This is a genomic window from Sulfurovum sp., assembly GCF_041551015.1.
Lineage (GTDB): Bacteria > Campylobacterota > Campylobacteria > Campylobacterales > Sulfurovaceae > Sulfurovum.
Map to the genome: position 1 here is coordinate 1 of NZ_JBFENQ010000053.1, position 10,990 is coordinate 10,990.

The following is a 10,990-nucleotide window of genomic DNA, read 5'->3' on the forward strand; positions in this document are numbered from 1 at the left end:
TATTACGGAAACTTTGTTGGTGCTCATGTTAAGATGCCTCATATAAAAAGAGAAAGTTATGCAAAGTGGTTAGAACTTTTTTCACAGACGGCCGATGAAGTGTATGGACCTGATATTGCTGAACTTTTTAAGAAGAAAGCTATACAGCTTGTTAAAGAGTTTTTTAGTAGTACGAAAAAGATCTAAAGTAGATTCTTGACACTTATATAAAAGGAAAACAATGAATACAATTACAAAGTGGAATCTGCTTTTCATCGGAGATGATAAATCAATGTTTGATTCAGATACTAAAATGTTCAATCAGCTGTTTAATAAAGTAGATAAAGTTCTAAGCAAAGAAGAAGCACTAAAGCTTTTTGATGCCAATCAATACGATATTATCATTGGCGATATAAGTGTGGAGCCAGAGGGTGTGGCCCTTTTAAAACAGATTAAAGACAAGAAGCCTCAACAAGCCATATTTGCTTTAGTCTCACCCAAAGATACAGATAAGCTTTTTGGGATAGCGGACCTAGGGATCAATGCTTTTGAATTAATACCAGAGCAATTCGATCAAGCCTTAGAGCAAATTGCAGTGTTTGACCCTTATACAGAGATATAACACTTATCTACAACCATACATTACCACTTGATCTTCTTCAAAGATCTCGATCCAATCTTGTATATCTGGCTCCATCTGTTTAGCCCCATTTCTATTTTCTTGATCTAAAGCGGTATCTTTAATATCTACCAGGTTTTTTTTCATTTCATTTAGGTCAAGCAATACTTTCTCATTCAGTTCTAAATCTACTTTACTCATTTATTATCCTTTCATGATAGTTCTACATAAAGCATATCATATTATTCTTTATTAAAATTTATATCATATGTTTATAATTGGCAACTGGTTTAACATTCATTTTGTTATTGTTATACAATGTCTTCAAATAAGCAATAATTTATAAAATACTACCTGTTACTGAAGTGGGGTAAAGTAAGTCTTCTTTCGCTAAGATGTCACATTATTATATAAAGGCAAAAAATGGAACAAATAAATAGCTTATTAGAGAAGTATGACAACTTTAAAGATGCACAAATACGCTCAATTCAACCACTTTCGGATACTTCAAAAGTTCTTACAATAGTAGTACAGGATGATGATGGGGAAGATATTAATACGATCAAGATAGAGTTTAACAATATAACTAATTCAAAGATATTGGCTAATAGCGTACTGTCTTATATGGATATGGGATTCGGTATTAGTATTATCAAAGAACATGATCTATATGGTTTTGCACTTGGTAAAGGTACCGCTATGTTACATGTTCTTAATGCACCTTTGTACATTGTAGCTTCAGATATCAGTATTGAAGATAAATAGAAAATTAAACATTATAGATGGTCTATAAAGACCGATCAATTCAGAAGGTTCGATTACCTATCTGAATTTTAAGAAGACTTTATCGCAGTTGTCCTTTAGTCACAACCACAAGGACCACAACTGCCAGTGCTGCAAGAACCACCAGCATTAGGGTTGTCAGTTACTCTGATCACAAAATCATTGCCGTCTACTATTTGCGCAGAAAACAGGTGTTTTGTACAAAACTCCTCATTCATGAACTCTGATACTATATTTGAATAATTGTATGCATCTCTCTGATTATCAAATGATTTTTTACTTTCATATTCACTTTTTTTAAAACATCCACATTCATGTTCTATATGTACTGTATACATAAATTGTTCCTTTTGATTATTTATATTTACGGGAGTATAGTTATTAAAACTAAAAATAAGATAAAAATACTCTTATTAGTGGATATTCTTTATTAATGTATCTATATATTCAAGATCATTTAGTACTATTTTGATTAAAAATGCTAAGGGTAAAGGTGTAATACTTTATGGATAGAAACTTTATGTCCTATCATCCCCCTACTAATTTCCAAAGATACTTACATATAAAACAGACCCCTTTTTTAATTGTTTATATTTAGAAGTTTTCCTTGAGCACCATCAATATTAAAACTATTTTTGTAAGCTATAATCTTCATAATTAAGACCAATTTCAAGGATATAGAATGTTAATGCAAAAGCGAGATGTACAACAAGTATCAAATGCTATGATGAATATGCTGCATGAAGAAGAGATAGATATAATAAATGACTTTCATGATGCGGTTCTAGAAGAAGATATAGAAAAAATTGATGAGCTTTTTAAAGTAGTTCAGTTTGATGTTGAAGATCATTTTACTACTGAAGAGGAGATGATGGAACAGAGTAAGTTTTATGCTTTACAAATGCATAAATCTGAGCATGACACTATGAGACAAAAAATAAAAAATATTCAAGAAAACTGGGAAAAAAATAAAAATCCACAAGCAGTAAAAGATTTCTTAGAAGACGAGTTCAGGCATTGGATTATTTTGCATATTTCAAGATGGGATTCGGAAACAGCTATGCATATTGGTGATTCTAATTAGCAGTAGAATCACCTTTTATTTAAAATAAAAATTATTTATTATACAAATTATTATTAGTTTGAACCACTCTCTTTTGGAGGTACTTGGCTAGCATCAAAACCAATTGTGACACCACTTTTCTTTACAAGTTCTCTTGCATCTTCAATATCTTCATCCTCTTCATCATCAGCAGGTCTTTCACTGCTATGTATTATTATCTTATCTCCGTAATCTACAGCTTCAAAAAAGTGTGTCATACAAAACTCTTGATTCATACGGCATTCCAAAACACGTGCTTTATTATACATGTCTTCTCTTGTCTCAAACGTCATACTCTTTTCAAGTCCACTTTTTTTAATGCAACTGCACTCTTTTTCTATTTCAATTGTGTACAAATTATTTCCTTTGTTATCTTTATTTATAGGGGGGGTTATATCATTTAAAGCTTTAAGATATAATAAAAGAGCTATGCAAGCTCTTTTATTACGATAAATTCTCCTGATTCGTAGGAGTAAACTTTTTTAGCTGCCTTATCTATAATGATTGGTCGAATCCACTCATTTAAGATGAATTCTTTCGCAACAGAGTTTTCAACAGCTTTACCAACTATTTCTAGTGGTGCTTCCATGTACGTGAGTAGACGTACTGGCTCATGATAAGCTTTACCTTCTTCCAGAACACTTTGTGTAGGAAGACCAATTTTTAAATCACTATAGTTTCCGTTATACACACCAATTTTAGAAACAACATTGTGATATACCTTTGAGCCTGCACCATAGATATTATTGTCTACAGTAGAGAAATAGTGCTCAAGATTGATCCACTCACCAACAACAAGAGGTCCATCAAAGATACGTGTAAGAATGTCTGCATTCTCATTATCTATACTCGAGTCATAAGAGTGGAGGAAGATTCTGTTGTTGAATTTCATGTGTCTTACAGAGTCTCTTGGCCCTGCAAAAGCACACATGTTACCTGCCAGACCCCATTCTGGTCTAGGCTCAGACCAATCCATAGTTTTAATGAAGAGGTCTTCTTGCTTGTTAGCGTTAGGTAATACTGCCACTCTTTCTTCTCTTGACGCTAATGATGCTTTTTTAAAGTCTTTATCCATCTTAGAAAAAAGTTTTAATTCCTCTTCATCAAGTATATCAGTATCATAGAATGTGATCTCATCAGTAGTAGTTGTGTGAAGTGCAGGCAAAAATTTCACATCTTTAGGGATATCGATACCCTTCTCTTTGAGTTTTTCACGAATTTCAGGTTTATTCCCAATCATACAGAGTGCTCTCGCATTTGGCAAGCTAATGCTACCTCCACAGGCACCACAATCTAGTGCAGATTCAAATGGGTTATTGTCAGAGCAGCTTCCATGTCCGGAAATTGTCACAAATTTTGGGAAATCTTTTACAAGACCTATCATTTTTAGCAGATTTTCTAAATACATCACCTGTTCGTCAATGGTAAATCCAACTTGAGCCAGTTTTTCTTTTTGAAGTGAATAATCTTTACCTGTGATATGATAGGCATGCTTTAATTTATTGATGATGTCTGGAGAGATTTTGATGATGTCTGGAGAGACTTTCATGCATAAATCTCTATTAAAAACAAGATGTTCCCATAAGACGTAGAGTTCATCTTTATTAAGTTTTGTATCAGATTGTGTAGTTAACACTTCATTGATAATATTTGTATGAAGTCTTCTAACATATTTTTCAATCTCATTAATTGTCAGCTTATCAAGCGTAAAAGTGGTTTTTGGTTTTTTAGGTTTCATGTTGTTGAAGAGTTTGTTGGTTTTCTCAGGAAAGAATGTTTTTCCAAAAAGTTTAACACCAAACATCCATCCAATCGCTTCTACCATAATATAAGGTGTATAAGGATTATTTTTAAGGTCACTTAATACTTTCTTAGTCGTTTTGTTGATACTTTTTTTTGAATTATACTCTTCATGAGATTCAACTGGTATTTCAAAAACAATATTTTGTGGCTTGATGACTGCAGGAGCAAGCGCTAGCGTATGTGCTTTGTCAAATTCGACAAAGGAGATAGGGATACCCAAGAATCCACCTGCACCATAAGTGCTGTAAGGCCCAGACTCTTCTATTTTCCTACGCATCACTTCTGATCTCACATCTAAACAGAATACGATAGATGAAAGAGGTTTTTCATCATAGGTATGTGGTGTTGTAAATTCATCCACATGTTGCATGATATAACTATCTTCTAGTGACTTTAGCCAAAGAAACCCTTCTTCTTTTTTAAGAAAATTTGAAAAATTTGAAAACTCAATGAGTGACATATCAAGTTCAGGTAACTCTTTTTTTGCTAGTTGTACTCGAAGTGAATTTAAATTGATCTCATCTTTTACATATGCATCTAAGATCTCTTGATAGTTCTGGTGATCTTCCATTGCATCATTATAGGTACCTGTAAGCTTACCTTTTTCTCGCAACAGTTTTAATATAGCGTAAGGAGTATTCTCTTTGATATAAGCTTTGAGTTTATCAAAGTCATTGATCTTTTCTTTTTGCATATATTTTAATTCAAAATGTAATCTGACAGCCATATAGTCCATCATTGTTGAAGGATGCTCTTGCTGAGGCAAGTACTCTTTGTTTTCTGAACGGTATTTTATATATCCAGCCCATCCATGCAGTTTTAGTATGTGAGTTAAGAAGTATTTTTCTACATCTTCAACTTTAAGTTTTTCTAGAGCATCTAGCACATAATTTTCTGCACAGACCACATAGTCTATGTTTTCATAGAGTTTAAAGGTATTGAACATACCAAGGTCTCTATCTTCCATACTAAGTGTAGTTTGCTGTTTATCAAGAAAACGTGTAATGTACTCAATGACCTCTTTTTCAATCAGTTCTTTTTCAGTTGTACCAAAGAGCGCATCATGTATTTCATAGAGTGTCATATGTTCTGTAAGTGACTCTATCCATGCCTCTGTATTCATGTAGATCGAGTTTTCCTCAAGATACGTGTGAAGTACTTCATCAATGTCATGTACTTTTAATTCTTCATAGCTTCTCAAACTGTTCCACAATGGACTGATCTCTAGCATAAATGTTTTAGCTTCTTTTAGGTTGTTTTCAAGGTTTGATTCTTTTAAAAGTCTTAGTAAGTTTTTTTCTAGTTGTTCTGTTTTAATTTTACCTTCATTATAGAGTGCTATGTAGTAATCAGGATCCATATAGACTTTACCACCAAAGATACTTTGGGCTTTATCTAGTCCATCTTTAAAATTAAGGTGTTCAAAACCTTTTAGGGGATTATGGTGAATAAAAGCACCTATAGGCCAGTAATGTGGTACGGTGTCTTTAACCGCATTTAATTTTTCTAAGATACTCATGCTAGTAACTCCTTAAGTCCTACAACACTTAGAACTAGTAATAAAATAAATATAGTTAGATGTAGCCATCGCTCTTTAGGGCCTAAGTCGATGTAGTGTACATTGGTATTTGGTTTTCCAAAAACTGTTTTTGCCATGACTCTCACAGCGATTAAAAAGTTTCCAAAAAATATGATCACTACTGTTATATACCATAAGGTACTAAGTTCAGCGGCGAGTATTCCATTTAGGAACATTAACGAATTTGGAAAAGGAGGATAGAGTGCTAAAGCTGTTAAATAAATGGTTAGCATTAATCCTGCATATGGTGTAACAAGTGTGATACCTGTGATAGAATGATAGTTCGCACTACCATAGTTACGCTCATAATATTTCCCCATCATGAAAATACCAAGTAGGGTTATCAGTAATGACACTCCATATAAGGTACTCTCTTTTGCTTGAAACATAATAAGCATAGGTGCATTAAAAAAGAGTATATAGTAGGCCAATTTATATAGATTGGTTGTCTTGTTCGCTTTATATAGAGAGAACAAGGCAGCCATCAGTACAATGATAGCAAATGGTATTGATGCTGTTTGTGGAACCTGATGAGAAAATATCATCCCCCCAATAACCAATAAAGAAGAAAGATAAAATATTTTTTCTTTACCTAATATGTTTGTCTTTTCAAAAAAGAGATAATATGGTATCCCCGCAAATAATAGTAGTAAAATAAAATTTATTAACATGACATTTTCCCTTAAAATACTTTGAAATATTTGATATACATATCAGATATGTAACCTTCTTTTGCCAATATCTTATAGATTCGCCATTTAAACTTATTAGGTTTATGCTCACCTTCTGGTATACCGACAAAGTGTTGTTTATAGGTAAAGTACCAACCTATAAACATGATAGCCCCTAACATGAGAAGTGTCATGTTGCCTGTTACATGGAGTGTGGCAACTTCATAGAATAGAAGACCATGTTCACCGTATAGGAAGTGTTCAAGGGCTAATCCTATAAATTCATAAGTAAATAGAATTAAAATAAAGGAACTGATAACACCAATAATAACTTTTGGTGAGTTTGCTTTGGATACCTCAAAGAAAGATAAAAAGAGTTGTGTACCAGTAAGCCAGGCAAATGCAAGTATCAGCATAGCTGCATTAAACTGGAAGAACTCTTCAGCAAGTACAAACTTTACTCCTATGAAAACAATCACTGGCAATACAGTAAAGAGCGCGACCATGCGGAACATATTTATACTGTTATACTGTGGTTTCTCTTCCCAAAAAAGTTCATGTGAAAGTCTTCTTGGAACATTTGGCTCCTTTCTTGCAGAGTTGATAAGACTACCAGATTCTAAGAAGAGAGAGGCTTTGAAAATTCCGTGTACCATAAGGTGGTAGATAGCAAGAGAGAATGCCCCAAGACCCACTTCCATGATCATATATCCCATCTGTCCAACTGTAGAGTAACCAAGTGATCGTTTGATATCAGAGACGGCAAGCATAAGAATGGATGCAAAAATGGCTGTAATAAGTCCCATAACAAAAGCAACATTAAGTACAGCAGGTGTCAGCAATAATAAGAATGCCATCTTATTTAATAAGATACCACCAACATTTACAACACCAGCGTGCATGAGTGCTGAGACAGGGGTAGGTGCTTCTGAAGTATAAGGTAACCATAGGTGGAAAGGTATGATGGCTGACTTCATCATCGCTGCAAATAAGAATAAGAAACCAATCACATAGATCATAGGGTTGTCTACAGGTCCACTTTGTGACATGGCTAGCCATTTTTGACTGAGTTCTGCTAATTCAAAACTACCAAATATTTTATAAGTAAGAATAACTGCTATGATGAAGAATAGGTCGGCAAGTTTATGTACAAGCATGGTCCATCCACCATTTTTGATCGCAGATTTCGATTCGACATTAAAGGTGATAAGAAGATAGAGACTGATACTCATAAGTTGCCATGCGATAGTCAAAATGATCAAGTTATTACTCATAACAAGCAGATAGATAGCTGAAAATATAAAATTCAAAAGTACAAAAAATCTTTTATATCCAGGTTCATCCCACATATATTTTGTAGAGTACTTACGTATCACTAGGCCTAGTATGGCAACATAGGGTACAAGTATGGCAGAGAGTTCATTGAAAATAAGATATCCCCCAAAACCATATATCACTTCATCTGTACTCATTACATAGTATGTACCATATAGTCCTAAAAGTGCAAGGATAGATGAAAAAAAGATGGTAATTTTAGGCATAAGCTCTTTTTTATTTAAAAAACCTATCAAGATCGCTATCATGATAGGTATAAACGGAATGAATAAAACTAGTTTTTCCACATAATACTCCTATAATCTACTAAATTATTTTCGTAAAATTTTTTTATTTACTGGATCTATATTACGCCATTAATTATGGTTAGAACACTGAATAAAAATAAATTTTAACAACGAAGATAATCAAAATTACCTTCTAAAACCTTTGCCATTATAGGTTATTTTTTTAAAATATAGTCTATATTAGTGCTAAAAGATAAATTAAACAGTTCTGTGTGTTACTACTTCACAAATTGAAACTACCACTATTTTTGATAATGCAACTATTTATAATTTAATTTGTTGTAAAACTATGAAATACTACAACATTTATGACAAGAGATACTAATGATGAATTGGTTCAATCATATAGAAATAAACACTTATATCTACTAAACATTTTTCTCTATATATAATGTATAACGATCAATCATCTTTAAAAGAGAGATGTTAAAAAATGAACTAATGAAATTTTTTTAATTTATAATGTCATATTATAATTATAAAAAACCGCTTTTTATATTATAGCTATTTTATGCAAATTATAAGAAAAGTCAAAGGTTTTTACAGTAAACTCCTTTTTGAAAACATATAAATGTTGTTGATGAAGAATTTGTCATGAATATTACCAATACTTGTTATTAAGGTTTTTTTGTGTAAAGTGAAATTGAAGCTCCATTTCTAATCTATTGGTTATGATGATTATATATAATTATGATAACCAATGATATATGTTTAAATTTTCGTTGGAGTAAAGGGGTTAAGAATGTATTATGTAGCAAAAGTCGATGCAGATAAATGTGCTGAATATAAATGTAACACGTGTACACTATATTGTCCAGAAGCTAATACGCTTATGTTCGATAAAGAACACAACACGTCATGGGTAGATGAAGATAGATGTAAAGGGTGTGCACTTTGTGTATACGTATGTAGTGACATGCTTGATCGTAATTGTATTACGATGGAAATGGCTGGTCAAGAAGGCTAAGTCTAGAGTCTAGATTTAATTTAAAAAAAATTTTATAGGAGAAGTTATGGCAAACCAAGGTCCTGCGTATTATTCACCGTATCCTGCGGCTACGTATGAAGGTGTAATCACACCACCAGAAGGCAAAGCACTTTTATTGGAAGATGTGGTAGATGAAGAGATTGCAATGAGAGAGATTGCAAAAGTGATGTTGACAAGTGAGAATGCAACTATTTTCCCTGGTCCACAAGTATTATATGGTTTCAATGAAGAAGCTAAGAACAAAGCTAAGCTTATTAAAGAGATGTCAGAAGTTCTTAATGCTAAAATGATTCCAATGTATGATTATAGACCAAAGTATCCTAAAATTGATGCTGAAGTTGAGATCAATCCAAATCATCCAAACTTAACAATTTGGCATAACAACATTAAAGCAGCGATCTTTATTGGTGTTCACTGTCATTACGCAAATGTTGCGTTAAAGATTGTAAGAGCAGAAACAGACTGTTATACAATTGCAATTTGTGGTTTGTCAGGGCATGAAGATGCAATGGCTACATTAAGAGACCAGCACTCTTCTGAGCTTGAGAAATTTATCAAAATAGCTAAAGAAGTTAAAGCTGAGCTTGGGAAATAGGTAGGAGATAATAATGAGTAAAATAACTGATATGACAGCAACACACAACTGGTCTGGACAGAAATTAGTTTCAACAGACCACATGCTTTTTGAAGCTCCAAGAGAAAAGCACTTTATGACTGGTTCTGAAGTTTTAAAAGAGGCAGTAAAAAGATGTACAGTTGATGCATCTGTATCGTATCCTATTACGCCACAATCTGAAGCAGCTCACCTTATTGGTGAACTATGGGCAGAAGGTTATGTAGGTACATATTTTAGAGGTGAGAATGAATTCGGTGTAATGTCTGAAGTTGCAGGTTGTGCAATGGCAGGTGCTAGAACAATTACAACTACTTCAGGACCAGGTACACTTAGAGCGATGGAAAACTTTGCTCAATGGTCTGGTACAAGAATCCCATGTCAACTTATCCTAATGGCTCGTGGTATTAACTCACCACTTACAATTCAGCCAGATAACTTGGAAGTTTCATATATGCTAGAAACAGGTTGTATGATCTGGTATGCTGAAAACGTACAAGAACTATTTGATATGTCAATTGCAGCATTTACAGTAGCAGAAAAGCCTGATGTTCATGTTCCAATCATTACAGTTGTTGATGGTTTCTTTGTATCTCACACAAGAGAGGCAGTAATGCTTCCAGCTGATGATATTGCATTGTTCCCATATGAGCCATATAAAGCTCCACTACCTCCGATTGATTCAGAAACACCTCCTGGACGTTTCTTAAGAGATCCATTTGTAATGAAGTCTAACTATATCTCATATGCTACACATGCATCTTGGCAGTGGGAAATCAGATCAGCAGTAGAGCGTTCTGTTCCATATGCAAGACACTACCTAAATGGTTTAGTACATGTTACTGGTACAGAAGATGCTGAGATTGCATTTGTTACTTGTGGTACTGCTGCTAACCAAGCAAAAGAGGCAGAAAGAGAATTAATGAAATTGGGAATTAAATCGAAAGTTATTAAATTAAGAACTATCAGACCTTTCCCAGAAGCTGAACTTCTTGAGGCACTAGAGGGTGTAAAACATGTATTTGTACCTGAATTCAACGTTGTTGGTTGGTTAGAAAAAGAAGTGAAAACTGCACTTTATAAAAAATGTGATGCTGATGTTGTTGGCGGACCAAGAGTTGCCGGTGGTATGAGTATGCCAGCTGAAGCAATCATTAAAGAAGTAATGGAAAAAATCAACCCTGGAAAAGGAGCATAACATGGCAATTGATATATATAAAATCAACCCAGA

At 33.6% G+C, this 10,990-nt stretch carries 13 protein-coding genes; 7 read left to right on the forward strand and 6 right to left on the reverse strand.

Going from position 1 to position 10,990, the window contains the following annotated elements; genetic code table 11:
• Together ABZC96_RS04955 and ABZC96_RS04960 are read left to right on the forward strand one after the other, a co-directional pair.
• Positions 1-186 (forward strand): hypothetical protein (locus ABZC96_RS04955; protein ID WP_373029504.1); only part of this gene is annotated, 186 nt, incomplete at its 5' end.
• 34 nt (positions 187-220) lie between these two features.
• Positions 221-601: a response regulator gene (locus tag ABZC96_RS04960; RefSeq protein WP_373029506.1), complete on the forward strand. Its 381-nt coding sequence runs from the start codon at positions 221-223 to the stop codon at positions 599-601.
• Positions 602-604: 3 nt separating this feature from the next.
• On the opposite strand, the gene ABZC96_RS04965 is transcribed toward ABZC96_RS04960, so the two are convergent.
• Complete coding sequence (locus ABZC96_RS04965; protein ID WP_373029507.1) at positions 605-799, reverse strand: hypothetical protein; 195 nt, start codon at positions 797-799, stop codon at positions 605-607.
• Between the two features lie 222 nt (positions 800-1,021).
• On the opposite strand from ABZC96_RS04965, the gene ABZC96_RS04970 reads away from it, so the two are divergent.
• Positions 1,022-1,363 carry a hypothetical protein gene (locus ABZC96_RS04970; RefSeq protein ID WP_373029508.1) on the forward strand — a complete coding sequence of 114 codons (342 nt, stop codon included), beginning with the start codon at positions 1,022-1,024 and terminating at the stop codon, positions 1,361-1,363.
• Between the two features lie 95 nt (positions 1,364-1,458).
• Here the strand turns inward: ABZC96_RS04970 and ABZC96_RS04975 are convergent, their stop codons facing one another.
• The gene (locus tag ABZC96_RS04975) at positions 1,459-1,719 is read right to left on the reverse strand and encodes a hypothetical protein (RefSeq protein WP_373029510.1); all 261 of its coding nucleotides are present in this window, start codon (positions 1,717-1,719) and stop codon (positions 1,459-1,461) included.
• 344 nt (positions 1,720-2,063) lie between these two features.
• Between ABZC96_RS04975 and ABZC96_RS04980 the strand changes: the two genes are divergently transcribed.
• Positions 2,064-2,465: a bacteriohemerythrin gene (locus tag ABZC96_RS04980; RefSeq protein ID WP_373029512.1), complete on the forward strand. Its 402-nt coding sequence runs from the start codon at positions 2,064-2,066 to the stop codon at positions 2,463-2,465.
• 53 nt (positions 2,466-2,518) lie between these two features.
• Here the strand turns inward: ABZC96_RS04980 and ABZC96_RS04985 are convergent, their stop codons facing one another.
• The 4 genes from ABZC96_RS04985 to ABZC96_RS05000 form a co-directional block, all read right to left on the reverse strand.
• Entirely contained in the window at positions 2,519-2,839 is a 321-nt protein-coding gene (locus ABZC96_RS04985; protein ID WP_373029513.1) for a hypothetical protein, read from the reverse strand.
• A 71-nt stretch (positions 2,840-2,910) separates the two neighbouring features.
• Positions 2,911-5,805, reverse strand: coding sequence for a putative inorganic carbon transporter subunit DabA (locus tag ABZC96_RS04990; protein WP_373029515.1), 2,895 nt, complete (start codon positions 5,803-5,805; stop codon positions 2,911-2,913).
• Positions 5,802-6,536: a hypothetical protein gene (locus tag ABZC96_RS04995; protein WP_373029516.1), complete on the reverse strand. Its 735-nt coding sequence runs from the start codon at positions 6,534-6,536 to the stop codon at positions 5,802-5,804. The genes ABZC96_RS04990 and ABZC96_RS04995 overlap by 4 nt, the downstream gene beginning before the upstream one ends.
• Before the next feature lie 11 nt (positions 6,537-6,547).
• Positions 6,548-8,158, reverse strand: coding sequence for a proton-conducting transporter membrane subunit (locus tag ABZC96_RS05000; protein WP_373029517.1), 1,611 nt, complete (start codon positions 8,156-8,158; stop codon positions 6,548-6,550).
• A 742-nt stretch (positions 8,159-8,900) separates the two neighbouring features.
• Between ABZC96_RS05000 and ABZC96_RS05005 the strand changes: the two genes are divergently transcribed.
• From ABZC96_RS05005 to ABZC96_RS05015, 3 genes are read left to right on the forward strand one after another with little or no spacing between them, the layout of a single operon-like run.
• Positions 8,901-9,125, forward strand: a complete 225-nt coding sequence (locus ABZC96_RS05005) for a 4Fe-4S dicluster-binding protein (protein ID WP_373029518.1) — start codon at positions 8,901-8,903, stop codon at positions 9,123-9,125.
• Between the two features lie 46 nt (positions 9,126-9,171).
• Positions 9,172-9,741 (forward strand): carbon monoxide dehydrogenase beta subunit family protein, encoded by a 570-nt coding sequence (locus ABZC96_RS05010; protein WP_373029520.1) that lies wholly within the window; start codon positions 9,172-9,174, stop codon positions 9,739-9,741.
• Between the two features lie 13 nt (positions 9,742-9,754).
• A complete protein-coding gene (locus ABZC96_RS05015; protein ID WP_373029521.1) occupies positions 9,755-10,957 on the forward strand; it encodes a transketolase C-terminal domain-containing protein in 1,203 nt (400 codons plus the stop codon).
• The last annotated feature ends 33 nt before the right edge of the window (positions 10,958-10,990 follow it).

What these genes read in the sequence shown, in the direction of transcription:
- ABZC96_RS04975 (WP_373029510.1), bottom strand. Translation starts at nt 1,719, where the DNA reads ATGTATACAGTACATATAGAACATGAATGTGGATGTTTTAAAAAAAGT.
- ABZC96_RS04965 (WP_373029507.1), bottom strand. Translation starts at nt 799, where the DNA reads ATGAGTAAAGTAGATTTAGAACTGAATGAGAAAGTATTGCTTGACCTA.
- ABZC96_RS04980 (WP_373029512.1), top strand. Translation starts at nt 2,064, where the DNA reads ATGTTAATGCAAAAGCGAGATGTACAACAAGTATCAAATGCTATGATG.
- ABZC96_RS05010 (WP_373029520.1), top strand. Translation starts at nt 9,172, where the DNA reads ATGGCAAACCAAGGTCCTGCGTATTATTCACCGTATCCTGCGGCTACG.
- ABZC96_RS04995 (WP_373029516.1), bottom strand. Translation starts at nt 6,536, where the DNA reads ATGTTAATAAATTTTATTTTACTACTATTATTTGCGGGGATACCATAT.
- ABZC96_RS04960 (WP_373029506.1), top strand. Translation starts at nt 221, where the DNA reads ATGAATACAATTACAAAGTGGAATCTGCTTTTCATCGGAGATGATAAA.
- ABZC96_RS04990 (WP_373029515.1), bottom strand. Translation starts at nt 5,805, where the DNA reads ATGAGTATCTTAGAAAAATTAAATGCGGTTAAAGACACCGTACCACAT.
- ABZC96_RS04970 (WP_373029508.1), top strand. Translation starts at nt 1,022, where the DNA reads ATGGAACAAATAAATAGCTTATTAGAGAAGTATGACAACTTTAAAGAT.
- ABZC96_RS05005 (WP_373029518.1), top strand. Translation starts at nt 8,901, where the DNA reads ATGTATTATGTAGCAAAAGTCGATGCAGATAAATGTGCTGAATATAAA.
- ABZC96_RS05015 (WP_373029521.1), top strand. Translation starts at nt 9,755, where the DNA reads ATGAGTAAAATAACTGATATGACAGCAACACACAACTGGTCTGGACAG.